The organism is Brumicola pallidula DSM 14239 = ACAM 615 (assembly GCF_000428905.1).
GTDB classification, from domain to species: domain Bacteria; phylum Pseudomonadota; class Gammaproteobacteria; order Enterobacterales; family Alteromonadaceae; genus Glaciecola; species Glaciecola pallidula.
The window spans coordinates 337,345-362,824 of sequence record NZ_KE386815.1 but is presented as its reverse complement, the minus strand read 5'-3'; the positions used below and the strand labels follow the sequence as shown (position 1 = coordinate 362,824).

The following is a 25,480-nucleotide window of genomic DNA, read 5'->3' as shown; positions in this document are numbered from 1 at the left end:
AAAGAAACGAGCACTGAATTGCACACTACCATCGAAATCCTAATCAATAAAATCCCCAATCTTTTTGACGAAGTTCAAGAAGGTTTGACTTTAGAGTTGATATGAATTCCCATCAGAGTTCACAATTAAAATTTTTAAAAAGGACTTTCTGTTTACTTCAATACTATTTTCCATCGCGTAAGCTTTAGCAGCATCTATCGCTTCCTGTTCAGTGTCAAATACATCACTAACCTTATCTGAAGTCGATTCGAAATCATAAGAATCTAAAAGTGCCACATGGTATTTAAAATTTTGATGCTGCGTCTTTTTCTTTTTCGACATTTATAACCCCCAGTCAAAATCCTTGTAAGCAATAATTAGAACGCAATTACAATACATCAGCAATTGCAATCTATGTAATAACGTGTCAGCACAGTCAGGTTTTAAGTGAGAGGATGTTTCACCGTTACCTGCGCACAACACGCAACCTAAAGATCCGATATAACGAGCATCACTTGGGTATTTATTTGATGTTGATGGTATTAATATGCTCGGATGGTGTTGAGGTCATTATGCATTGTCTTGTGAATTTTAGAATATCAGCTAACTCAATGAGCATACTTATTGAGGAGCAGCTAGCGTCTTAACTATGGATCTAAAGAAGGTCATTTCCCTTCATTATTTCAGGCCGTATGTGTAAGCCAATAAAAACATAATTGAGATTTAAGGTGTCACCAATATGATGACATCATTGACTAATAGTTACTTTATGGTATTATGCTTGGGTCATAAAGACATTCGCCGGATTAAGTAACAACTTGCAGGGCGAAACATAAGTATCTGCTAAAGCGTTGATGTCTGTTTTGCTCCACACAGCAATCTTCGTGTGTTTCCCTTGGGGCAGGAACATAATAATGAATGTATTACAAACACTGGTTTCTCAACAACTCATTACAAAAAAATTAAGTAAACATCAGTTAGCGTCGATAATTGGTTACACCAATATCAGTAAAGGATTGCGAGTGATTGATCACTTCATAACTACGTTAACTGAGTCAAATGACATCCGATCAAAGTTACAACAGGCATTGGATATACCAAGCAAGGACTACAAAGCTGCCATTGAACAAGTAGAGGTCGACATTGAAAAACTTGCCCAACAAGCCTTCACTCCTTCTATTCAAGTAATTTTAAGTGGAAGACCTAGTCCTGTATTTGCGGCTATTTTCTTTATAAAAGTTGATATTCCTGAAGGCATAGAATCATTGCAATTCACGAATGAAATTAATTGTGTGTTTGATTGTTATATACAAAACCAAAACGCCCATTTTTCAGGAACTAGTTACTATACAGATAGCGGCGATGACTATTTATCCTTTGTTGAAGCCTTAGAAAAAGCAGAATTATTCAATAAACCAATCCCTTGGAGTTTTGGTAATGGTTTTCGGTATTTTCGAAAATACAAAGATACGTTAACGTTTGACCGCAGAGGCAATCTAATCAATCGTGCGGGACAGTATCAAAAATCTGTCTCTACATTAAATGTTAACGGAAAATCAATACCCTCAAGTTTTTTCAAATAAATTCCCCAAATTAAATTATTAAGAAAAAAAGGTATGAATATGACAAATAAATTTTTCAATGTTAAGACGGAAAAAGGCACTCGTATCACTCTTTCAACCGATGCTAAATTCGGTGACTATGAAGTGCTATATCAGAAATGGGCGTGGGGAGGCATCGACGCCGAAAGTCTTATATTTGTAACAAAGGATATTGCTCACATTAGTGAAAATGAATTAACAGAGGACGTTAAAAATTCCCCATTAGTCAAAGACAAGAGTAAGTCACTGACATATAAACAAGGTGATGAGTTCACCTTTGTCAATTTCAATTTTGAAGTATGTAACCACGAAGTTTCTTTTAAGAAACAAGATTATGAGCCTCGAGAGAAAACGTTAGCACAAGAAATGGCTTTTCGGAACTTTGATATTTTCGGCGATATTCATGGACATTCATGCGCCTTAATCGAATTATTAGACAAGCTAGGCTATAAGGTAAACGACGAAGGTTTTTATAAGCATCCATTTCGCATGGCAATTTTTGTAGGAGACTTTATTGATAGAGGGCCCCGGCAAAAAGCGGTGATTGATATCGTAAAGCCAATGGTTGAAAATGGCGCTGCACTGGCAGTTATGGGCAATCATGAATTTAATGCTATCTCATATCATACATTGCATCCTGCTACTGGCGAGCCCTTAAGAAGTCATAGTGACAATCATAAAAAGCAACATCAGGCATTTCTCGATGAGTTTACGAATGACGTAGAACTAAAGGAGACAATTGATTGGTTCAAAACCCTCCCTTTATTTCTTGAATTATCTAGTATTCGGGTTATCCATGCTTGCTGGAATGACAAAGCAATAGCCTCGATTCAAAGTAAACTCGATAGTCGTAACCGCCTTGATGACGCCTTTCTAATAGCGGCAAATGAAAAAGGTTCAGTGGAGTTTGAAGCCGTTGAAACCTTACTTAAAGGACTCGAGTTAAGGTTACCTGCTGGCTATTCGTTTAAAGACAGTTATGGCCAACCACGCCATGATATTCGCATTAAATGGTGGCAAACTGAGGACCGTTCGTATCGTGAGTTGGCGATTGTCCCCAAATCTAACAAAAGTGACATGCCTATTGATGTTGCTCCTATTGATGATTTAGGTGACTTTCAATACAGTGATAATTCGAAACTTGTATTTTTTGGCCATTATTGGTTTCAAGGGCAGCCAAAAAGGCTGAAGCGTAACGTAGCATGTTTAGATTACAGTGTGGCAAAAAATGGGGCTTTAACAGCATATCGTTGGTCTGGGAGCGATTTGGAAATTCACGATAGATGTTTTATACAAGTGAACTAAGAAATCATAATTGATAGCGTGTTATATTTTTTGTGCTATGTAGCTAGTGATATCAAATTTTTCACCACCATTCGAGAAAAAAGAATCAAGTGCATATGCTATTTTTTCTAGTGGTGCGCTTTCATAACCAAAGGTTTGGATTTCACTTATGTAACGTTCAATAAACGCAACGGCTCCTAACTGAGCCCATTGAGCTACATGAACCAATTCATGAAAATGTAAACGCAACCCTGAGGCAATTTGAGGTAGTAAATAGTAAGTGTTCTTGTATGTAATACCGTCAACATCCATATCGATAAAATCCCCCAGACCCCTTTTACGCAGTTCAGGAAAGTTTGGCTGTGGGATTTTATTTACAACCACAAAATATGCATTACTTAAGAACTCTCGCGAATAAAAACCTTCAAACTCATTAACAAACTTAGAGCAACAGACTCTTTGTTATTAATATTCTGCGTTTGTTTGGTCAACCCATTGCTCAATTTGATTCAACATTTAGAGACTCCATATCTAGCTAGATGACCATATAACAGTATTAACGCCATCATGTGCGCTGTGGTGAGACGATTTTAGTATAGCTCGTTCAACAACTTTATCACTTGCAACTTTTTGAACAAAATCTATAAACTTAATCTCGTCTAACTGTCCATATTCACCCTCGGTGCTCGCAGGTAAGGTTTGCAAAGTAAACACCTTCTGCCCTTGTGATGGTCACAGTGCAATATGATAGCTCACAGGTGGCCCTTGCAACGCGAGCAAACTATCTTCATCATCTACAGGCAGGTTCAGATAACTGTTTTCCATGTCGCGCTGCACCAAACCAAATTTTTCTAAATATCGGGCAATTGGTGTGCGCTAGTTCGACCATATCGCCGTGAGATTGCGCTTTGATGCGAGTGAAAGTGGTACCACCCCATGAGTTTTCGTTAATAGCACCTTCTAAAAACAGCATTTGGAAGTGGATGTTTAGATTCAACGCGCTGCCAAAGCGTTGAATAAGAGTCACCGCCCCAGTATTTACTTGTTTATTTGAAACCCCTGCTCGATTTACAATGTGTGTGGATATGGCATGGTAAACAATGGCCATGCCCTTGTTCAATTCACTAGAATATCTAGCCAACAGTGATCTCAAGGGCGAGGGTTGAATAGGCGCTTACTGCGCAAGTAAGCAGAGCTATTATTAAGCGACAATTAACGTGGACGGTCAAGTTGATTGACGCGCTACAGTTATTAATGAATCATGATGGTTATATTGGTCGTGAACGTTTTTTAGCCATTGCGTTGAATATCGCTGACTAAAGAGCATTCGTTGCCAACTTAAACTGGCCAAGGAAGTTGAAGAATGAAACCACTAATTAATGTTTTACTCACTCTTATTTTGATCGGCGGCTGTGCTAAAGAGCCAACGATGTATGAGAAATGTATGGCTGTAGAAACTATTCAAACTGAGAATATGTCCATTGTGCAATTTACCTTATTTGCTCAAAATAATGGCTATCCATATTATACACCCGCCATTGCATCGGCACTTCAATCGTATATTGAAAGCTATGAAAAAAATGAAGTGGACTACATGGAAAAACAGGTTGAGCTTTATCAAAATCTGCCAGAAATCGCTGCTTATTTAACTGAAGCCGGTGAACTCAAAAATACCGAACCTTATGCTTCTCATGCTAAAGTTAGAGATGCCTTTTTAGCAAATAAAATTAATCACGATGCATATAAAATAAATGAACACTACGATTGCATGGATGCATGCGCAGAAATTAAAAATAAAATTACCTCACTGATTAATAAAGTCAATATTGGCTTCAAGGAAGCTGATGATAAATTACCTAGCGGAGGATATTTGGAACTTTATAATTCATTAACTGACTCAATAGAGACTTTTTTACTTGAGCACCCCTTCTATGTTTGGAAAGAAATAGGCTCAGATGAGCTCAAGGAACGCCTAGGTATCTTAACTATGCATAAGCATGAAGTTGATTCAGATACATCAGGCACTGAACTTGAGGGTTATTCCTATCTATACGCCATTATGCTAACTGAGAGACTACCTATGAAAAATCAGGCTGAGCCATTTCCATGGCAAGAGCTCCGTTCAGAAATGAAAACCGCACTGGATACGGGGTTATTCCGGTCTTACTTGCAGAACAAATTGTCAGCACTGGTGACTGCGCCCAATCCTCAAAAAATTGGGAAAGTCATATGTAATACTCATGGGCTTTACGAATAATAGTGAACTTCCCAGATTTCACTAGACACTTTTAACAGTTACAATGTAACTTACAGTTGAGGTGTTTATGAGCAAAGGCAAAAGATATACTGAAGAGTTTAAGATTGAAGCGATCAAGCAGGTTACTGATCGTGGATATTCGGTTAATGAAGTCGCTGAGCGACTCGGAATAGCGACCAAATCATTGTACAACTGGCGTAGCCAATTAAGCGGCAAGAAAGCCATTCGTACATCACCTGATAACTCGGTTCGGATAGCGAAGTTAGAGGCTGAATTAAAACGTGTTACGGAGGAAAGAGACATATTAAAAAAGGCCGCAAGGTACTTTGCAAGCAACCCAGAGTAAAGTACGCCTTTATTCGCGAAAACCAACAAACGTTTTCTGTGTCAGCAATGTGCCGAGTGCTTAAAATTAATCGCAGCGGGTTTTATGTATGGCAGAAAAACCCGTTGAGTAATCGCGCTATAGAAGACAATCGTTTACTTGAGCGCATTCATGAATTGTATGAAGCCAGTGGTGGAACTTACGGTAGCCTTTGGATACACCAAGATTTACGTGAAGCTGGCGAAGTGTGCAGTGTTAATCGTGCCGCCAAAATTATGCGGCGAAACAACTTGATAGCGCAAATAGGGTACAAACGAAAATATGTCAATGGCAGTAAGCTTTCAAGTGTTGCGGATAATTTTTTAGATCGTGACTTTGCCTCCGATGCACCCAATGTTGCGCGGGTAAGCGACATCACGTATATCCGCACTTATAAGGTTTTTTTGTATTTGGCAATCGTTATCGATTTATACTCTCGCCGAGTTGTCGGTTGGTCAATGAACAAAAATATGGATAAAAGATTGGTGATCAACGCATTAATGATGGCTGTTTATCAGCGTTGGCCCACCCAATCAGTGCTAGTTCACACTGATCAAGGTAGTCAATATGGCAGTGCCGACTACTTGGCATTTTTGAATGAGCATAATCTTGTTCCCTCAATGAGCAGACGTGTTAACTGTCATGATAATGCGGTAGCCGAGAGCTTTTTTGGGACACTTAAAAAGCGCGTGTTAAGAAACAAGATATTTTCAACGAGAGACGAAGCGAAGACTGAGATATTTAATTTTATCGAAATGTTTTACAATCCCAAAAAGCGTTATTCGCATACAGGTGGCGTATCACCTGCTAAATTTGAAGCGACGTACTTTTTGGAAACAGAGACTGTCTAGTAAATACTGGGAAGTTCATACCTCAAAATAAAGAAAAATCTGAATTCGGATTCCCTAACCATATTTTCGATAACGCTAACAATTTCTGGTCATTTTTTCGAGGTTTTTTTGAAGGCGATGGAACCATTACGAAAGAAACAATTGATATTTGTGTAAATCGGACGCAGGCCGCTGCATTAAACTCTTTTTTAAGTGGACATTTTGAATTTGCTGACTGTGTTGTTCCTGTCAAATCAATCTATAGACTTAGTTTCGGCAGTCTACCTCAAACAATGCTGTTAATTGCCGGCATGTACTCTGTCTCTGACATACGTATGGCTCGAAAGGAAAAACTATCGGCAGAGTGGTGGAATAAAATAGAAGGAAATACAATGTATCCATTCCTTTTTCAAAGTTAGCTTTGTTGTCTTCTGAACGTTTGCGTTCAGAAGTATTTAAGCCACTTTGGCTAAAAATGACAGCGCTAAAGTATACTATTAAAATAACAAACATTAACTCACTAGAAACCTATTATGGCTCAAAGGCCGATTTTGTTGAGAAACTTGGTACGAGAATCAGCTATGTAACAAAGGCAGAAAAAGGAGAGCGTAAAACAGTCTGTGGCTGGAGAATAACGTACTCCGAAAAATATAGTTAACACAGGTTACATCGTCATGTACTGTTAGCTTTCATCCAAAGTTGACCCATATATCCCGATTATTTGCTAATAAGCTTGACGATAGATTAGGTGTTAAATGCCATTGAGAATGTCGGCGAAGTTTTATTTAAGGGGTTTACTCATTCAATGCAAACGTAGGTCAAGCGCAAGTGTAAATTAACAGGTATTTAATTAAAGCATTAGTAAAGTAAATTATTCACAATAGATTACACTTTTGAGTAACCATATTTGTAATTTTGATATTGCTGAAACTTTATATAAACTAACGCTCCACCTCTATAGGAATTTAGGCAATGCAAAAGTATTTAAAAACACTCAATCTTGTTACGTTTGACGCTAATTTGTTACGGTCTACTGCTTCTCGGTACTCGCTACCTTTGATAGAATTAGCGCAGCTACTAAATATCTTTCGGGCGATTATCTATCGGAAACCATTACGTACTTCCCCTTCACAAGCCAACCATTTAGTAGCCACCCCTGAATATCAATCTCGTCTAGCATTCGCTATCTTGAAGCCATTTTTTGATGCCAATAGTCACTATACTTCTTAGCTTCATCAGCCTCAATATTTGCAATAATCATTGGGAAAGAATTCCATCGCATGTCCTTGATCGCAATATCAATCATCTCGTAAATAGTGCCATTAAATTTAAATGATTTACCAAGTTTGATTTCAGTATTATATTTTTTTTCTTTGTTTTTTTCGATGTTCTGCATTAACGTTACCTTCTTTTTTTCTATCAACTAGCCCTCACGCAAAAAACTGAAGCATCTGATTGAGGCTAATTTTTTGACCTAGACGTGACGGTAATAAACTTTTGAAAACAATATAAATTGAATACAAAATAAGTGTACTTCAATATTTTGAGTTAAAAAGCAGGAATAATGCAAATTGTGAAAAAGATCTCTTTAAAAGTACAAAATCATGGTTGGCGTTATCATTAGTATTTTACGGAACAACATCTGTGGACAACGGATATTGAAAATAAAAATCTAGTTATAGAAGTCATAGATTATTTTAACCGCCAAAATTAGTCTGTTTTTGTGATAACTAGCACATATCCTAACAGCACAGATGAGCGTTTCTATGTTATAAATTATTATAACCATTATAAATTATTATAAATTTATAAATAAACATAATGTGAAATTAGGAAATTCAGTTTTTTATTTATTGTATCCCGAAATGTATGGCATCAGTGGTGCCACAAGAGACACTAATGCTGTCACAAAAGCCATCATTGATGTCACAGATGACACTATCAATGGCACAATATGAGTAGTCAGAGTAGTGGGTTTTCGTTAACTTCGACTTCAGTGCAGACCTAAAATTAGCCTCTATCCTAAGATATCACTCTAGGACAATCTTATGAGACACCAAGTGCCTTATAAACTACATCAAAGAGATCACTATAAAAGCTCACCTGAAACTTGGTAAATGTCTCTCCCGGTACGCTAAGAATATTGCTTGCAGAAGCCATCGGTAATAGCACCTTTGTTGCACCGGCTTCTAACGCTACTTGCATGCTAGAAGTTAGTTCTTGAACTGAATTCACGACCCCATCTAAAGTCATACTGCCTAGAACAGCCATTACCTCTTGAAGAGGTTTATTCATTAATTTTGAACAGCAAGCGATCAATGAAGCTAAACTAGCACTATGGCTATTTTCGCTGTTTTGCAAGTTGACAAAATGCAGATGAAACTCATGTTCGGAAAACTTAGAGTTTGCAGCAATGCGGTTTAGACTACTTTTGAAATATTCAAAGCCAACACGCACTTGCTTTTTAGCAGAAGTGTTCGAGCCTAGTCCAGATGTTGAATGTTTGCCATTTCCAGCTGTCATTTCTGTTTCTAAATGGTATACACCTAGTTTTTCAATTGTGTCACCGCTAACAAAATGGACAACGCCCGGGTTTTGCAAACCGCGAGGTATTAGGTCGGCTCATCCTTGGGATGAGGGATTAATTCCAAGGGAACTAGTTGTTGCCAACCCTTCTCGGCCATTGCCATTTTGCTGGGCTCAGGTATTTCATTCAATGTTACTTTACTAATGCGCGTTAAAACAAAGTCTCGAAAACTTTTTGATTTACGATCATACCCACGCACAAGCCAGCGGAGACCATTTTCTACTATGCTGTGGGGAACAATTTCGCGGGCATTCGAACCATTCGACAGTGGCGTATAGATAATACTAACAGCTTTGTTGTTGAGCGTAGCTTGAAGCAAGCGAGTAACAATGTTGACGTCCAGAATGTTCAAATTTGATGGTGACTCAACTGGGAAGTAAACATCTCCTATCGTATCAAACCCGTCAGATATATCATCTGCCAGTTTAACTAAAGTACGAACAGCTTCATGATCGAACAAAGCTTCTAAATGCTCGGTTTGAAAATATCGTTTTTCTTTAGTGGCATACTTCAGGTTATCGGGGGCGAGCTGCTTATAATTCTTAAAGTCTCGTGATCCAGCAGACAAACCTACCTCAAAACGATTAATTAAATCTTGCCTATAAATTGAGCCTTTGCGCATCAATGAGAAATCGATGTACGCAAAACGGTTCTTTTGGGCAAAACCTAAATCTGAAAGCTGTATTTGAGAAATCTCACTTATGACTGAACTTTTGTGTGGTTTGTTTTAATGCGGTTGTAAAGTGTTCATACAAAACATGGAGTATATATTTAGCAAATTTTCATTTTTTTACCTTCAATTTTTCATCAACAAAAAATGATCGAGAGATAACTCTTACTTTTAAAGTGCTCTTCTATAAATACTTTTGAAACCATTTAATCTCTTTTTGGACTTGCCAAAATGGCATTTGTAAATTTCTGAATATTAAATTAGAGGTCTAAAGATGAAATTAAAGAAAACAATGATTCGTCCTAACGAATTAATAAAGCAATTAAATGTAAGCAAAAGCACCCTATATCGTTTGCGCAAATCTAGTGATTTCCCAAGACCGGTTGCAATTGGTCCACGTGCGATCTCCTTCGTTGTTGAAAAGATTGAAGTATGGCTCGAACAACGTGAACAGTTACCGTACTGAGCCGAAATGAAATGAATATTTGTTTTATAGCCTACACGTTACGCACGCTTAGTATTGTTGAGGGTCAACTATTTCTAGGTTTTTATTATTGTTATCAACGACTAACACTGAAACTCTTTGGTAAGACTTTTTCTATCAAATACTCACATAAAGGTCTGTTTTTAATAAGGAATGTGGGGTATTCGATATGAGTGCTAAATTTGATAAATCTGTGACTGTTAAATTTACACAAGATGATTTTCTGACAATTGCTGATGAAGCGGAGAGGTCAGGAACCACTATCGCGCATGTTGTTCGCGAATCTTGTTTGCATTACAGACAGTTGAAGCAAGTGGAGGAGCAGTTAGTGGCAATGGAACAGCGCCAACAAAAGGTTCTATTCGAAGTATTAAGTGCTGCGTTAAATTTGAGCTTGAAAAAAAAGCAATCGATTATAGCTATCCTCGATAGTAACGGAGTGCGAATATAATGCTCTCATCTGGCCCTGTTACTAGCTTTAAATACCTTATTGAAGATGAATTGCCCATCTAAATCAAACCAATGGCTTAGTAGTGTTTCTGACTTTGATTTTACCGAGCAAAAGTCATGGTGGGTAGGCAAACTCTGCCCTTTACTTAACCTAAAGCCCAATGTAATTGAAAAAGATTTTAATAATGTTTTTTCAGGTAAAAATTTGAAAGGAGTCCCATTACTGCCCAAATTTCATGGACGGCATAATCCGGGAAGAGATATTACTTTGTCTCCTCCAAAGTCCGTGTCTGTAGTTTATGCTTTATGCAGTGAGGCACTTCGTGAGCGGATTAGTTGGAAAAATAGACAGGCAGCTCTTAGAACACTCTGTTTTCTTGAAGAGAAAGCCGCCCAGACTTGCTGTGGTAAAGGAGGTAAAGTCTTGGTCAAGACAATGGGCTTTTTTGCAGCGATGTTTGAACATTGCACATCCCGTGCAAATGACATGCAATTGCATATTCATCTGGTAATAGCTAATTTAACCTTTGTTGAGGGTCAAAAGTAGCACGCAATAGATTTCGGAGAGCTTTTTACATGGTTTAAAGCAGCTGGTGAGATCTACCGATCTCAACTCTGTAAAGGATTAACAGAATTAGGGTTCGAAGTAATAAAAAGTGAAGACGGTCGCAATTTTGAAATCAAAAGTGTTTGTCTAATAATTTGTAGAAAATATTCTAAGCGTAACAATGAAATAACAAATAGCGTTGAGCATAGCGGAATAAAAAATATTAACGCTAAAACTAAATCAATGTTCGCGATTAGAACACGCGAACCGAAGACTGTTATGAATAGATTGGCTCTTCTTTCTAGGTGGCAAGAAGAGTTAAACGAGCTCGGAATGTTCGAGAGTGACATTATAAATATACGTAATGCGAGCCTTTTTAAACCATTGGAGCCAATACCGGTAATGTTTTTATTGATGAGGCTCACAGAGCATGAAGCTGTTCTAGATGTAATAGATATTTATAAAGCTGTAGCGATAGAGGCACAGTTTTATAACTCGAGTCTTGCTTGTATTCACAATACTGTAGAACAAATTTTAACTCACGACTGGCTTGTATCTTTGGGAAAAGATGCAAAAGGTAGAGCCCTCTATACAACACAAATGATGATTGATATCGAAAGATCAGTGGTCGAACTGGCTACCTATTTGCACTTGGATGAGTCATATAAGATGAATGATCAGGCCATTGAGCAGGCGATAGCTGCTCAAGAAAATAATCAAGGTTTCGAAATGTCGGAAGAACAGCAAGCTTCAGTTCAAGGTGTTTGTCAAACTGGTCTTGATATTTTGCAAGGTAGAGCGGGGGCAGGAAAATCAACATCGATGCAAGCAGTCCGCATCGCATATGAGTCTCAGGGCATCAAAGTGAAAGGTTCCACTATCGCTAAAAAAGCAGCAGTACAACTCGAAAATGATACTGGAATTGAGTCGAAAACACTCGCCAGTACCATACTGGAAATAGAGAAGCGACCCAGCAGATATAGTAATTCCGTAATACTGGTTGATGAGGCTGGTCTTATTCCGACTTCTGATTTGCTCATGTTAATGAGGGGCGCAGAAAAAGCCAAAGCAAAGATAATTTTGGTAGGCGAAACTGCCCAGCTAAAGTCGATCAAACAAACAGGGTGCCTTGCTTACCTTAGCAAGTTATTAGGACATAGTGAACTTACCTCGATATATAGACAGCGACAGCTTTGGGCTAGAACGATGGTGGTTGATCTCCGCAGCGGCGCGTCAATGTCGGCTATAAATACTATGAGAGCAAAAGGTCTTTTAAATCTGTTTGAAACGAAAGATAAGACCTTGGAGGCGCTTATCGATGCATGGCACGCTTATACTCTGGCCAATCCCAATAAAGATTGGATGATAATGGCGTTCAGTTGGAAGGATGTCGAGCCGCTGAATGAACTAGTTCGAAAAAGGTTAAAAGATCGTGAGGTAATTGGTGATGAAGATATCGAAATTAATTGTGTGGTATCTCAAAAAGTAATGAGTTTAAAATTTTCTGTAAACGATCGTGTTTGGTTTACAATTAACGACTACGAAAGAGCGTTTACGAACGGCGATTTAGGCACTGTTACTGCTATTAGTGAATTTGAAGATGAATACTATTTTTTCATATCAATGGATAATGGTCATCGAGTGCGGTTCAAGGTATCTGATTACTCTGATGAAAAAGGTAACTTACATCTTGTCCGTGCATATGCTTCGACGATATATAGTAGCCAAGGTAGCACCGTTGATGGCGATACCTTTGTACTTTATACAACAAGCATGGACAGAGCAGCGTCTTATGTTGCCGGTTCAAGACACAAGGACAACTGTGATTGGTTTGTAAATGGACGAGAGCTTGATGACTATAATGATGACGCCATTACCGAGGAGCGAAACTTGCAAGAATCGAGGATAGAAACGCTAGCTAAATGTATGCGTACTTCTCGTCACAAGGCTATTGCATTGGAGTATCTAAAAGCATAGCTCAAAAAACCCGTCTTAAAATTGACTGTGTAATCAATCGGTGAGTTATGATTTTCCACGTAAACTCATTATTAAAGGTTGCTGAGGATGGGGAGTAAATATAATTAGCTATCAAATGCTTGCAACAAGATAAGCTCTATCATAATGTAAGTTTACATAAACTAGATTGATGTTATTTCATGCTTAAACTTGGCATACCTTCCCGTGGCTTGGCGCTCCACTTTGCTATTAATAATGGACTTTCTTATGATATTTTTTTGCACTTTGCTGAATTGACTCGTCTCGATAAAAGAGAGCTTGCTGCGTCTTTATCAATCGCGCTAGCAACACTTCATCGCCGAGCTAAAAGCGGTCACTTTAAAAATAGTGAAAGTGATAATCTATATCGTTTCACTCATGTGCTTGTTGCGGCCATTGATCTATTTGAGGGGAACAACGATGACGCTATTACTTGGCTCCAGTCTGATATTGAGGCCATTGGGGGAAACAGGCCATTGGATATGCTATCTACTAGTGCCGGGTGCGATGCCGTTAAAGACATCATTGGTCGCCAAAAGCATGGCGTGTTTGCTTGAGCGAGACAATCAAAGGTTACCGTATTAGAAATTTATTGAAATCGACCACCCTTTGATTACCCAGCAGGTCAAATAGAATATTTATTTTTTGATTTGATACTCTAAGTTTTGATATGATATCAAGGCTAAAAGTGCAGAGATGTAGAAAACCGAAGTGGGGTATATTTCGGGGTGTAAATTTTAAAAAGAGCCTGTGAGCCTTTAAAAATAAGATGATGGGCGGCATGATGTAAGCTAGGCCAACAAACTTGTCAGCTATTGTCTGGAAGATACTATTGTCAAGCCTGAACTTTATGGTGAGGGTACACAGCCATTGGGCCTAAATAAAATGGAAAGATAGACAAAGAACTGAGTAAATAAACCCGACGATCTACAAACAAAGAAGTGAGCAATGCATCCTGATGATTTATAAACAAAGAGCGTGCTAAGACAAAGTTAAATTCCCATCGATTACCATCTAAAAAGGAAATTAAAAAACACGAGAGTACGTTTTTACAGCTTGACTTTTCTGCACCTAAATCAGTTTCTGCATTATGGGCATATCAGTATCATAGTGAGCTTAAATTGCATCTTTTTATGAGATTTTAGTGCTCTATTCGGCATTTATTTTTCACGGTTCTGATTTTCACTGACTTAATTTTAGCTTAACTTCTATTTAACTAGATTGAGTAATATATGACCTAAAAAAAGTGGTTAGTCATATTCCGTCTTTTCCTTAAAATCACATAAGTCTTCGATGATACAAGAGCCACATCTTGGTTTACGAGCTATACAAGTGTATCTTCCATGCAATATCAACCAGTGATGGAGGTCATACATAAATTCAGTTTTGTTCGGGGTATTTTTAATGATGTTTTGTTCGGTCTGTTCAACCGTCTTGCCTTTGGCGTATCCAGTGCGGTTCGCGACTCTTTGGATATGAGTGTCAACAGCAATGAAGTATCTACCTTCATTATCTTTTAGCCAACCAAACGCAGTATTCAATACTACGTTAGCCGTCTTTCTGCCAACGCCTGGCAATGCTTCTAACGCTTCTCTATCCTCTGGCACCACTGAACCATGGGCTTCTACTAAAATACGACAAGTTTCAATCACATTCTTTGCTTTTGAATTAAACAAACCGATAGTTTTTATGTATTTTGTTAAGCCGTCGATACCCAGTGCGCAGATTGCTTTAGGCGTGCTCGCGACAGGGTAAAGTTTATCTGTTGCTTTGTTGACACTGACGTCCGTTGCCTGTGCTGACAATATGACCGCGATAAGCAATTCAAAAGGGCTTGAAAAGTTCAGCTCAGTTGTCGGATGGGGGTTATTGGCACGCAAGCGAGAGAGCATCTCATAACGCTTTTCTTTATTCATATGTCTTATTCATATGTCGGTTCCTGTCACTCGCGCTCTCTGCACAATTTTAGCCTGCTTAGCTCTTTGTGAACGCTTTTCGATAAGCCTGTCTAGCATATTTTTAAATGCAATTAACAAGCCCATGCATAAAAATGCACCGGGCGGTAAAATGGCTAATAAAAAAGGACTCTCTGTGGTAAATACAACGATCGTGAGGTCCTTTGCCCAATCACCCAGCAGTAAATCGGCACCTACAAGTAAGGTTCCGTAACCTAGCAATTCGCGCATTGCACCGAGGACGACTAAAACAAACGTGAAGCCCAACCCCATCATCAGTCCGTCAAACGCGGCAAGTTGCACTCGATTCTTTGAAGCGTAAGCTTCTGCTCGTCCGATAATGGCGCAGTTAGTTACAATTAGCGGAATGAATATACCTAGCGCTTGGTACAGTTCGAACGTAAATGCGTTCATGAGCAATTGCACAATGGTAACAAATGCGGCAATAATCATGACGAATATTGGGATCCGAATTTCGTTGGGTACAAAATTACGCACCAGTGACACCGTTATGTTCGACCCTAATAGAACCAATGTCGTTGCAATACCCAAGCCTAATCCATTAATAACGGTGGCGGTTACTGCTAATAAAGGACAAAGACCAAGTAATTGAACCAACGCAGGGTTGTTTTTCCAGATCCCTTGAACGCTTAAATTTTGATATTCATTCATTAGCTAGGGCCTTATTAGCTAGAGCCTTATTAGCTAGGGCCTTATTATCTAACGCCGCGTTATCTAGCAATGCATTGTCAGCAGAATCACTGGCAATAGAACTAAGGCAATTGCTTGCTGCGTTGAAAATCATGTCACGATTTTCATTGTAATAAATTAATGTATTTTTGACCGCCTGCACCACGGCTCTCGGTGTAATAGTGGCTCCAGTGAACTGATCAAATTGACCACCATCTTTTTTGACTTGCCAACGGTTATCGCCTTTTCCACTAAAAGGCACATTCGCAAAAGACAGTATCCAATCACTGACTCGTAAATCAACTTTGTCACCTAAACCTGGCGTTTCTTTATGATCAACTACTCGGACGCCCAGTGAAGCACCATCTAAACTTACGGCAACAACCATTTTGATTTCCCCACTGTAGCCATTTGGCGCGCTAGTTTCGATTACGGCAGCTACATTTTCTTCACCCATTCGAGCCCGGAATATTCGTTTATCTTGCATAGAACCCAAGCGCTCAGGCGAATTGACCAATATACAATCCAAATGCAACTCGTTTGTATGTGCTTGTTCAGGTACCAATTCGTTTAAAACCGATAATAGCTGCTTTTCTTGTTCAAATTGAATTCGCTCTTTTGTTCCGGCAAAGGTAATTGCGATGAGGCTGGTTGTTACTAATGCAAAACCAGCTAAAATAGCTCCGTTTTTCCCCATGTAGTTCATTATCATGAGTCTTTACTCGCTTTGTTCTTGTGTCCATAGGTCCTAGGCTGCGTGTAATAGTCGATAAGTGGTACCGCCATATTCATTATTAAAACGGCAAAGGCAATGGCATCCGGATATCCGCCCCAGTTACGAATAATAATAACCCATAAGCCAATTGCGGCACCAAAAATGATACGACCTTTGCTTGTGGTGGATGCAGATACAGGATCTGTCGCAATAAAAAACGCACCGACTATTAAGCTTCCGTTAAAAAGATGAAAGAGCGGGGATGCATATTGATCGCCGTCAAGTAAAAACAAGAATAAGCTCAGTAGCGCTGCTGATGCCAGCATGCTACCGGGAATATGCCAATTGATAACCTTGGTTTTAATTAAAAATAAACCACCTAGTAAGTAAGCTATTGCTACCCACAACCAACCTTTTCCATAGTTACCATCGAACATAATATGGCTTTTCGCTTCAGTCACTGTGTAGCCCTGCAACAACGCTGTTTTTACTTCATCTAATGGCGTAGCCATAGTTGTTCCATCAATCCCTACTTTTAGTTGTTCGACACTAAAGCCAGTACTGGTGAAGCCCGTGAAAACAGTATGAATTGCGTCCCATAACGAATGAGATTGTTCTGCGATAGAGAAAGGCGGCAGCCATGATGTCATTTGCACGGGGAATGAAATTAAGAGCATGACATAACCTGCCATAGCAGGGTTGAACATATTATAGCCCAAACCGCCATACAGTTGTTTCACCACAGCGATAGAGAAAAATGTACCAATGACAATGACCCACCAAGGTGCCAAAGGAGGAATCGATATAGCTAAAAGCAGTGCAGCCAAAACGGCACTATAGTCTTTAAGAACACGTTCGGTTTTTTTCTTTCTTAGCTCCATAATAACGCCTTCTGTTACCAAGGCCGTTATTATTGCCAGTACAACTTGAATCAAGATCCCAAACCCAAAAAACCACACATTAGCCAGGATGCCAGGAATAGTCGCATAGCAAACAAGGCGCATTACTTGGCCTATATCACGTCGATTATGGTGGTGAGGTGAGCTAGATAAACTCAACATTGTCATAATTCTTTAGTCTCTTCATTGGCTGCGGCATCGTCTTCAGGGCTATCCTTTGCAGGAGAAGCGCCTTGAGCCGTTTGAGATGCAACAACTTCTGTTGAAACTTCACTTACCGAAACTGCTTTGGTTTTTTCAGACTCGGCTAAATCCGCTATGTGTGGCGCTTGTTTTGCTAAAGCTTCTTGTTTCGCTAAAGCTTCTTTTTCAGCTAAAGCTTCTTGTTTCGCTAAAGCTTCTTTTTTAGCTTTCGCTCTTGCCAATGCTGCTGCAATTTTGTCTTTAGTCCCGCCACCGTCTGTGCTTAAAGAAGCTTTACGTGCTTCGGCGGCTAGGCGATGCTTTTCTTCACGTTGTTCTTTTTCTTTGAGTAACCTGGCTTTGCGGGCTTCAAAGCGTATTTTTGCCTTATCAGACTTTTCTTTTTCTTCTTTTTGATTGCGGATATCGGCTTTTGCCTGCCGATAATAATGCACTAGCGGAATTTCACTCGGGCAAACATAGGCGCAAGCACCACATTCGATGCAATCAAAGAGGTTATATTCTTCGGCCTTTTCAAGTTCTTTGGCTTTGCTATACCAAAATAATTGCTGAGGTAACAATGAGGCAGGGCAAACGTCCGAGCACGCCGAACATCTGATGCAAGCTCTTTCATCTTCTGGGTGCGGCAATTCGTTATCTGCAGGCACCAGGATGCAGTTTGAAATTTTGACAATAGGGGTCAGCATTGACGTCACTGTGAATCCCATCATTGGGCCACCCATAATGAATCTTGGCGATGATTGCTGACTCTGGTCATAGTCGCCATAGGTAAGTAGCGACTGAATTGGTGTACCTAAACGAGCCCATACGTTCTTAGGAGATTTAAAACCTTCTCCAGTGAGTGTTACTACTCGTTCAATTAATGGCTTTCCTTCGACAATGGCGTCTGCAATGGCATAGCACGTTGCGACGTTATACATAATACAACCAACATCAATGGGTAACCCATTTGCCGGAACCTCTCGCGATGTGAGAACTTGAATAAGTTGTTTTTCGCCGCCCGCTGGATATTTTGTGGGGACACTCACTACCTGATAGTTTATTTTTTGTTGACAAGCTATCGACATGGTTTCTAAGGCTTCGGGCTTGTTGTCTTCGACGGCTACAATAACTTGTTTAGGTTGCAGAATGTGCACCAATATATCGATACCTTGCCGAATTTGCCAAGCGTGCTCGCGCATCAATCTGTCGTCAGAGGAGATATAAGGCTCACACTCAATACCGTTGATGATCAGGAATTCGAGCGGTTTACTGTTGTTGGTTTTAATATGGGTAGGAAAACCTGCACCACCCATTCCGCTGATACCTGCGTCGCATATACGTTCAATTAATTCTGATTTACTGGTTTTGGCATAATCAGGAACTGGATCCAATTCAATCCAAGTATCTTGACCATCAGCATCAATAATCACGCTAAGTTCAGGAATGCCTGATGGATGAGCGGAAACGTGGTTTGTAATTTTTGTTACTGCACCCGACGTGGGAGCGTGAACCGGAACAGAAAAAGGCGCTTCGCTCGTTGTGAGAGCTTGCCCTTTTAATACCTTGTCGCCTTCGCAGACCAATAACTTACCTTCAATACCAATATGTTGTTTTACCGGAACGTAGTATGTTTTTTCTACTTGAAGGTACTCAATACTAGACTGATTTGATAAGGTTTTCTGCTGTGGCGGATGAACCCCACCAGGAAAATCCCAGAGTTGGTTTAAGCTAATTCGCTCGATAATTTTGTCATAATTGGCAAACACAGTCATACCCCTAAGACATTTGCCTGATAGGTATATCACCTACAGGTACTTTATTAAATTTCCATTCCCAGTGACTTGAGTCAACTTCTACAGGGACCATGTCAATGCAATCCACCGGGCAAGGGTCGACGCATAAATCGCAGCCTGTACATTCGTCAATAAGGATGGTGTGCATTTGTTTAGCGGCCCCTAAAATTGCGTCCACAGGGCATGCTTGAATGCATTTCGTACAACCTATGCATTCGTCTTCACGAATAAACGCGACCTTTTTGACATCTTCGACGCCATGAGCTGCATCGAGTGGTTTAGCTTCAACTCCCATTAAGGCGGATAGTTCTCTTATAGTCGTTTCGCCGCCGGGAGGACATTTGTTTATATCATCACCGTTTGCAATGGCCTCTGCATAAGGCTTACAACCCGGATAACCACATTGGCCGCATTGAGTTTGAGGCAAAATCGCATCGATTTGATCAACCAGCGGATCGCCTTCCACCTTAAAGCGGATAGCAGCGAATCCAAGCAGAGCTCCAAAAATCAGTGCTAACAGCGCAATTGCCGCGAGCGCAAAAACGGTTAACGTCATTTAATTAATCCTGTAAAACCCATAAACGCCAGCGACATTAAGCCAGCAGTTATCATGGCAATCGATGCGCCTTTGAATGGGGCAGGGACATCAGCAGCGGCGAGTCTTTCTCGCATTGCAGAAAATAAAATTAGGGCCAAAGAAAAACCGACGGCAGCGCCAAAACCATAAATAATAGACTCAATAAAGTTGTGCTGTTCAGTGATGTTCAACAATGCCACGCCTAATACTGCGCAATTAGTTGTAATCAGTGGCAGAAATATTCCTAATAGTCTATACAGCGTGGGACTCGTTTTATGCACTACCATTTCAGTGAATTGCACGACAACCGCGATCACCAGAATAAAACTGAGTGTCCTGAGATACTCAATGCCAAGTGGTGTTAAAATATACGCTTCAACAAGATAGCTGGACATAGAAGCTATTGTTAGCACAAAAGTCGTGGCCATCGACATGCCAATTGCTGTTTCGAGCTTTCCCGAAACGCCCATGAACGGGCACAATCCCAAAAACTGGACAAGGACAAAGTTGTTTACCAGCACTGTTCCTATTAATAGTAGTATTATTTCGGTCATTTACCTATCGTTCTATCGGCGTATATCGTTGACAATAATGAAGTTCTTAAATTTTCTAATAGAGAGTTGTGAATTGATCTTTGAGCTCTAATTCGTTATCTGCATAGTTAAACGAAAACATCCATAATTTTGATCAAGATTATCGCTTTTTCCAGCGCATATAACAACTCGGATCGAGAATATGTACATATTAATTAGGATAGAATTGACGAGGCTAGCGTGGTTTTGACTGGTTTAGCAACACCCGAGGAAAGTGGCTCCCCCTCCCCGGCTCGAACGGGGGACCTGCGGATTAACAGTCCGTCGCTCTACCAACTGAGCTAAGGGGGAACAGGTGTTACTAATTAGTTAAAAGTGGCTCCCCCTCCCCGGCTCGAACGGGGGACCTGCGGATTAACAGTCCGTCGCTCTACCAACTGAGCTAAGGGGGACCTGCTTTTAACGGATGCGGATATTAATGAGGTAAGGCTGCTGTGTCAACAGTGTTCTACAGTTTTTTAATGTTTAATTTTTGTTTGCTTATAAAGTAGGCAGTCATGGTGTTGGGTTTGCATGAGGACAAAGAGCCTGAATATGAACCACGTTAATACTAAATTGATGATATTATTAAGAATAACCACCTGTTTTTTTAACCGTGAGCATCTTTATCCTTCCTCTTATTACGAATTCATCTCTTTTTTAATAAATACAAGTTTAAAGGTTATTAAAATTACGGTGACTACTGTTAATATAGACAGTGTGTAACACAACGGTAACGCAACTGAAATGCTCTTATGGTTAGTGGTAACTTACATAATATTTTTTAAAAAAGCTGTTAACGAGCGCCGTTATTAGGGCGCGACCACTTATCCACTAGATCTGTGGATAAGTCTGTGGGTTAAATAGTTAAACTAAAGGCCGAGCTTAATCAATTATTGTCAATAGAAATAACATAAAAACACTAAAAATAAATAAAATGATTAAAAACAACACGTTAAAAAAATAGTAATCAGTTTCACTTTTTAGTTGTTGACAGATATCAGTTTCTTAGATGCCTGTGTACTAATTCATTTATTTTAATTTGAGAATACAAATGTGACAGTTTTTTGACCGCTTTTTGGGATATAATCAATGAGTTGGCAGAATTTGTTGGTGGTGACAAAATCAGTGATTTTTATTGGTTTTAAAAGAGATAACATAAAAATCAAACTAAAAATTCTAATTCAGAGTAAAAAGGGCGAAGATATTTTATTATGTGGGATCAAAAGAGAACAAAATGACGGTACGCAGTGACTAACAATACAACTCATCGAGACATGCTCAACGGCGATATTGCGCAAACATTAAAAAGTATGACCATTCCAATGATCGTCGGAATGTTAATGTTGATGACCTTCAGTATTGTTGATACGTTCTTTGTTAGTATGTTGGGTACAGAACAATTAGCCGCTATTAGTTTCACTTTTCCAGTAACGTTCACCGTCATTAGTTTAAACATCGGTCTAGGAATCGGTACCTCAGCAATTATTGGCAAGTATATTGGCTCAGGCAATGCCCAGCACGCAAAAACATTGGCGACGGGCGCACTTATGTTGTCGGTGTTGCTAGTCGGCATATTTGCCGTGATTGGTATTTTAAGTATTGAATTTATTTTTACACTGATGGGGGCGGATGAGAGCCTAATGCCATTTATTAAGGCCTATATGGTTCCGTGGTATTTGGCCGGTATTTTTCTTGCCATGCCGATGGTGGGCAATTCGGTGTTAAGAGCTTTCGGTGATACCAAAACGCCCAGTATTATTATGGCAACTGGAGGTGCAATTAATGTCATATTGGACCCTATTTTAATATTTGGCTGGGGACCAATTCCAGCACTAGGAATTCAAGGTGCAGCCATCGCAACAGCAATAGCATGGGCAGTATGCGTGGTCTGGATACTTTATCTATTGGCAGTCAAAAGACAGTTGATTGAATCGCGAATACTCAGGTGGGCAGAATTTACCATCGCGGCAAAAGGCGTATTAAAAATCGGATTACCAGCAGCAGGCGCCAACATGCTGACCCCAATTGCTGGCGGAGTGCTGACCGCAGTCGTTGCTACTTATGGCACAGAAGCCGTAGCTGCTTGGGGCGTAGGAAACCGACTAGAATCCATCGCCAGCATTCTTGTGTTGGCTTTATCGATGTCGTTACCTCCCTTTATCAGCCAAAATTATGGCGCGAATAAATTATCTCGCATTAAAACTGCGTTTCATATTGCTGCCAAATTTGTGGTTGTCTGGCAGCTTGTTGTTTTCGCAGCGTTGGCGATATGCTCAAGTTACATTGCACGAATATTCGCAGAGGAAGCAAGTGTTGCCCGAGATATCAGTTTATTTCTCTGCATTGTGCCTCTTGGCTATGGTCTGCAAGGTATCATCATTTTAGTTAATTCATCGTTTAATGCGATGCACAAGCCCATGTCAGCATTAGTATTAAGTATCCTGAGGTTATTCGCGTTTTATGTACCAATAGCGTCGTTAGGCAGTTACTTAAATGGCTTAGAGGGTCTATTTTGGGGTTGTGTTATTGCCAACGTTCTGACGTCTGTTTTGGCATATGCATGGTTTAATCGAAATTTGAAAAATGAAATGGCGTTACAAGTAGCAATGCCAGTGTTTGGAAGTGAAAAATGAGTAAAGCGTTTACCCTAAAATCAAGTTATAAACCAGCTGGAGATCAACCCACTGCGATAGCCTCTCTTGTAGAAGGTTTGCAGTCTGGTTTGGCCAAACAAGTACTTTTGGGGGTTACGGGTTCTGGTAAAACCTTCACTATGGCCAATGTGATCTCGCAAGTACAAAGACCTACATTGATAATGGCGCATAATAAGACACTTGCCGCGCAGTTATACGGTGAAATGAAAGAGTTTTTTCCGAACAATGCGGTTGAGTATTTCGTGTCCTACTATGATTATTATCAACCCGAAGCATATGTGCCTAGTACCGACACGTTTATAGAAAAGGACGCGTCGATTAATGATCATATTGAACAAATGCGTTTGTCGGCGACAAAATCACTGATGGAGCGTCGCGACGTTATCATTATCGCATCTGTGTCAGCGATTTATGGTTTGGGCGATCCTAAAAGTTATATGAAAATGCTACTGCATTTTCGCCAAGGCGACATCATGGATCAACGCGATATCTTAAGACGACTCGCTGAGCTTCAATATAAACGTAATGATATCGCTTTTGAACGCGGTAGCTTTAGAGTTCGTGGAGATGTCATTGATATATTTCCAGCAGACTCTGAAAAACAAGCGATTAGGATCCAGCTATTTGACGATGAGATTGAAAAAATTAGTTTGTTCGATCCGCTCACCGGTGCTGTGGAGAAAAATGTTGTTCGCGTCACGGTTTATCCAAAAACACATTATGTTACACCACGCGAAAAAATCGTTGCGGCGATAGATAAAATCAAAGAAGAGCTGAAGGAGCGACGCGCAAACCTAAAAGCGAATCATAAATTGATTGAAGAGCAGCGACTTAGCCAGCGTACTCAATTCGATATAGAAATGATGCTGGAATTAGGTTACTGCTCAGGTATTGAGAATTACAGTCGTTATTTGTCCGGCAAAGCACCTGGAGAGCCACCACCGACATTGTTAGATTATTTCCCTACAGATGGCTTGATATTTATCGATGAGTCTCACGTTACGGTGTCGCAAATTGGAGCGATGTACAAAGGCGATCGCTCAAGAAAAGAAACACTGGTTGAATTTGGCTTTCGATTACCATCTGCGATGGATAATAGGCCGTTGAAATTTGAAGAGTTTGAGCATATTTCACCACAAACAATTTATGTATCAGCGACACCAGGTAACTATGAATTGGAAAAGTGTCATGGCGATATTGTAGAACAAGTCGTTCGACCAACAGGTTTAATTGATCCGCCTATAGAAATTCGCCCTGTAGGGACTCAAGTGGATGATGTTCTCTCTGAAATTGGTCTGAGGGTTGCCGTAAATGAACGCGTTCTTATCACCACCTTAACAAAGCGGATGGCTGAGGATTTAAGTGAATATCTGAGTGAACATGGGGTTAAGGTTCGTTATCTTCATTCTGACATTGACACTGTAGAACGTATCGAAATTATTCGCGACTTACGTCTGGGTAAGTTTGATGTTTTAGTCGGTATTAATCTATTGCGTGAGGGTTTAGATATGCCCGAAGTGTCTTTAGTTGCCATACTTGATGCAGATAAAGAAGGCTTTTTGAGAGCCGATAAATCACTTATTCAAACCATGGGACGAGCTGCTCGCCATATCAATGGAAAGGCAATTTTATATGCAGATCGGATCACTGGTTCGATGCAACGCGCTATGGATGAAACCGACCGCAGACGAGCAAAGCAGGTTGCCTATAATGAAAAACATGGCATTACGCCGCATTCATTGAATAAGCCTATTACCGATATTATGGACCTCGGTGATACCAATCATCCTGCATCCGGTAAAGTAAGAATGCGTAAAATTGCAGAGAAAGAAAAAACCTACAAAGCAATGAACGTAACCCAACTAATGGGCAAGGTGGTTGAGGTAGAAAAACAAATGTTCGAATCGGCGAGGGATTTAGAGTTTGAAAAAGCAGCATCGTTAAGAGATGAGGTTGAGATACTACGGTCTGAAATTCTAAAACTTTCATAAGTGGTGATTGTTCAGTTCAACGTGGTCGCCTGCGGCCTTTGTGACATAGTTGACGGTGTAACAAAGAGTAAAATATCGATAAAATAAATAACTCGAATCTAGCTTCGCACTAAGTAGCTTGAAAGGTAAACTGTTTAATGTATTATATTTATTGTAAAGAAAGTTAGCACAAACAAGAGATGTGCGAGCGATACAGTTGTATATATTCAGACCGATATATAAGCGCTATGCGAGAAACGACGTTGCGTGATTAACAGTTGCTTGTAAGAAACATTGTCGGTGCATCGGCGCTAGCAAGGACGGTAGGTGGTTTTGTGTATCAAAACTACTCATTTACGGATAAATATGAGCAAATTAACGTGTCGCTCATGAGCTGATTTATCTCATATTTATACGA

23 protein-coding genes, 2 tRNA genes and 3 pseudogenes are annotated in these 25,480 nt (G+C 39.9%); 12 read left to right on the top strand and 16 right to left on the bottom strand.

What is annotated here, in order from left to right; genetic code table 11:
* Positions 1-90: 90 nt before the first annotated feature.
* Complete coding sequence (locus G399_RS0115525) at positions 91-321, bottom strand: DUF2188 domain-containing protein (protein ID WP_006014395.1); 231 nt, start codon at positions 319-321, stop codon at positions 91-93.
* Between the two features lie 572 nt (positions 322-893).
* Between G399_RS0115525 and G399_RS0115520 the strand changes: the two genes are divergently transcribed.
* Both G399_RS0115520 and G399_RS0115515 read left to right on the top strand, forming a co-directional pair.
* On the top strand, positions 894-1,562 hold the full coding sequence (locus tag G399_RS0115520) for a hypothetical protein (protein ID WP_006014390.1): 669 nt from the start codon (positions 894-896) through the stop codon (positions 1,560-1,562).
* 39 nt (positions 1,563-1,601) lie between these two features.
* The gene (locus tag G399_RS0115515; RefSeq protein ID WP_006014388.1) at positions 1,602-2,885 is read left to right on the top strand and encodes a metallophosphoesterase; all 1,284 of its coding nucleotides are present in this window, start codon (positions 1,602-1,604) and stop codon (positions 2,883-2,885) included.
* Between the two features lie 21 nt (positions 2,886-2,906).
* Here the strand turns inward: G399_RS0115515 and G399_RS20845 are convergent, their stop codons facing one another.
* The 3 genes and pseudogenes from G399_RS20845 to G399_RS23075 all read right to left on the bottom strand — a co-directional run.
* A complete protein-coding gene (locus G399_RS20845) occupies positions 2,907-3,248 on the bottom strand; it encodes a hypothetical protein (protein WP_226989013.1) in 342 nt (113 codons plus the stop codon).
* A 147-nt stretch (positions 3,249-3,395) separates the two neighbouring features.
* Entirely contained in the window at positions 3,396-3,569 is a 174-nt protein-coding gene (locus G399_RS22385) for a hypothetical protein (RefSeq protein ID WP_006014382.1), read from the bottom strand.
* 249 nt (positions 3,570-3,818) lie between these two features.
* Positions 3,819-3,900, bottom strand: a pseudogene (locus tag G399_RS23075) (transposase); the annotation flags it as partial.
* Positions 3,901-4,227: 327 nt separating this feature from the next.
* On the opposite strand from G399_RS23075, the gene G399_RS0115490 reads away from it, so the two are divergent.
* Positions 4,228-5,121, top strand: a complete 894-nt coding sequence (locus G399_RS0115490; RefSeq protein WP_006014377.1) for a hypothetical protein — start codon at positions 4,228-4,230, stop codon at positions 5,119-5,121.
* A 67-nt stretch (positions 5,122-5,188) separates the two neighbouring features.
* Positions 5,189-6,336, top strand: a protein-coding gene (locus G399_RS0115480) for an IS3 family transposase (RefSeq protein ID WP_085949260.1) whose coding sequence is annotated in 2 segments (ribosomal slippage) — positions 5,189-5,426 and positions 5,426-6,336 — 1,149 coding nt in all. Because the reading frame shifts where the segments join, the coding sequence is not laid out codon by codon here.
* A 1,162-nt stretch (positions 6,337-7,498) separates the two neighbouring features.
* Here the strand turns inward: G399_RS0115480 and G399_RS0115470 are convergent.
* The 3 genes and pseudogenes from G399_RS0115470 to G399_RS20835 all read right to left on the bottom strand — a co-directional run.
* The gene (locus G399_RS0115470) at positions 7,499-7,711 is read right to left on the bottom strand and encodes a hypothetical protein (RefSeq protein WP_006014370.1); all 213 of its coding nucleotides are present in this window, start codon (positions 7,709-7,711) and stop codon (positions 7,499-7,501) included.
* A gap of 650 nt (positions 7,712-8,361) precedes the next feature.
* The gene (locus G399_RS0115460; RefSeq protein ID WP_006014365.1) at positions 8,362-8,916 is read right to left on the bottom strand and encodes a S16 family serine protease; all 555 of its coding nucleotides are present in this window, start codon (positions 8,914-8,916) and stop codon (positions 8,362-8,364) included.
* Between the two features lie 23 nt (positions 8,917-8,939).
* Positions 8,940-9,587 (bottom strand): annotated as a pseudogene (locus tag G399_RS20835) (WYL domain-containing protein); the annotation flags it as partial.
* 277 nt (positions 9,588-9,864) lie between these two features.
* On the opposite strand from G399_RS20835, the gene G399_RS21770 reads away from it, so the two are divergent.
* The 5 genes and pseudogenes from G399_RS21770 to parS all read left to right on the top strand — a co-directional run bounded on the left by G399_RS21770 (position 9,865) and on the right by parS (position 13,605).
* Complete coding sequence (locus G399_RS21770) at positions 9,865-10,038, top strand: helix-turn-helix transcriptional regulator (RefSeq protein WP_006014359.1); 174 nt, start codon at positions 9,865-9,867, stop codon at positions 10,036-10,038.
* Positions 10,039-10,225: 187 nt separating this feature from the next.
* The gene (locus tag G399_RS0115445; RefSeq protein WP_006014356.1) at positions 10,226-10,507 is read left to right on the top strand and encodes a hypothetical protein; all 282 of its coding nucleotides are present in this window, start codon (positions 10,226-10,228) and stop codon (positions 10,505-10,507) included.
* A 45-nt stretch (positions 10,508-10,552) separates the two neighbouring features.
* A pseudogene (gene mobF / locus G399_RS0115440) lies at positions 10,553-11,368 on the top strand (MobF family relaxase); the annotation flags it as partial.
* A gap of 18 nt (positions 11,369-11,386) precedes the next feature.
* Entirely contained in the window at positions 11,387-13,030 is a 1,644-nt protein-coding gene (locus tag G399_RS0115435) for an AAA family ATPase (RefSeq protein WP_342340263.1), read from the top strand.
* A 179-nt stretch (positions 13,031-13,209) separates the two neighbouring features.
* Positions 13,210-13,605 (top strand): type II RES/Xre toxin-antitoxin system antitoxin, encoded by a 396-nt coding sequence (gene parS / locus G399_RS0115430; RefSeq protein WP_006014352.1) that lies wholly within the window; start codon positions 13,210-13,212, stop codon positions 13,603-13,605.
* Positions 13,606-14,298: 693 nt separating this feature from the next.
* Here parS and nth read toward each other — a convergent pair.
* The 9 genes from nth to G399_RS0115385 form a co-directional block, all read right to left on the bottom strand.
* Positions 14,299-14,964 (bottom strand): endonuclease III, encoded by a 666-nt coding sequence (gene nth / locus G399_RS0115425; RefSeq protein ID WP_006014350.1) that lies wholly within the window; start codon positions 14,962-14,964, stop codon positions 14,299-14,301.
* A gap of 9 nt (positions 14,965-14,973) precedes the next feature.
* Entirely contained in the window at positions 14,974-15,675 is a 702-nt protein-coding gene (locus tag G399_RS0115420) for an electron transport complex subunit E (protein WP_006014348.1), read from the bottom strand.
* Positions 15,668-16,399: an electron transport complex subunit RsxG gene (gene rsxG, locus G399_RS20830; protein ID WP_006014346.1), complete on the bottom strand. Its 732-nt coding sequence runs from the start codon at positions 16,397-16,399 to the stop codon at positions 15,668-15,670. Before rsxG ends, G399_RS0115420 begins: the two co-directional genes overlap by 8 nt.
* Before the next feature lie 2 nt (positions 16,400-16,401).
* The gene (rsxD, locus tag G399_RS0115410; protein WP_026843788.1) at positions 16,402-17,475 is read right to left on the bottom strand and encodes an electron transport complex subunit RsxD; all 1,074 of its coding nucleotides are present in this window, start codon (positions 17,473-17,475) and stop codon (positions 16,402-16,404) included.
* The gene (rsxC, locus tag G399_RS20825) at positions 17,472-19,265 is read right to left on the bottom strand and encodes an electron transport complex subunit RsxC (protein ID WP_006014341.1); all 1,794 of its coding nucleotides are present in this window, start codon (positions 19,263-19,265) and stop codon (positions 17,472-17,474) included. The genes rsxD and rsxC overlap by 4 nt, the downstream gene beginning before the upstream one ends.
* Positions 19,266-19,269: 4 nt before the next feature.
* Complete coding sequence (gene rsxB, locus G399_RS0115400; RefSeq protein ID WP_006014339.1) at positions 19,270-19,842, bottom strand: electron transport complex subunit RsxB; 573 nt, start codon at positions 19,840-19,842, stop codon at positions 19,270-19,272.
* Positions 19,839-20,417: an electron transport complex subunit RsxA gene (rsxA, locus tag G399_RS0115395; RefSeq protein ID WP_026843787.1), complete on the bottom strand. Its 579-nt coding sequence runs from the start codon at positions 20,415-20,417 to the stop codon at positions 19,839-19,841. Before rsxA ends, rsxB begins: the two co-directional genes overlap by 4 nt.
* Positions 20,418-20,671: 254 nt before the next feature.
* Positions 20,672-20,747, bottom strand: a tRNA-Asn gene (locus G399_RS0115390).
* A 25-nt stretch (positions 20,748-20,772) separates the two neighbouring features.
* A tRNA-Asn gene (locus G399_RS0115385) sits at positions 20,773-20,848 on the bottom strand.
* Positions 20,849-21,527: 679 nt separating this feature from the next.
* On the opposite strand from G399_RS0115385, the gene G399_RS22085 reads away from it, so the two are divergent.
* The 3 genes from G399_RS22085 to uvrB are packed head-to-tail and all read left to right on the top strand — an operon-like array spanning position 21,528 to position 25,083.
* Positions 21,528-21,689: a hypothetical protein gene (locus G399_RS22085; protein ID WP_006014333.1), complete on the top strand. Its 162-nt coding sequence runs from the start codon at positions 21,528-21,530 to the stop codon at positions 21,687-21,689.
* A gap of 23 nt (positions 21,690-21,712) precedes the next feature.
* The gene (locus G399_RS0115375; RefSeq protein ID WP_051288618.1) at positions 21,713-23,071 is read left to right on the top strand and encodes an MATE family efflux transporter; all 1,359 of its coding nucleotides are present in this window, start codon (positions 21,713-21,715) and stop codon (positions 23,069-23,071) included.
* Positions 23,068-25,083, top strand: a complete 2,016-nt coding sequence (uvrB, locus tag G399_RS0115370) for an excinuclease ABC subunit UvrB (RefSeq protein WP_006014329.1) — start codon at positions 23,068-23,070, stop codon at positions 25,081-25,083. Before G399_RS0115375 ends, uvrB begins: the two co-directional genes overlap by 4 nt.
* Positions 25,084-25,480 lie beyond the last annotated feature (397 nt).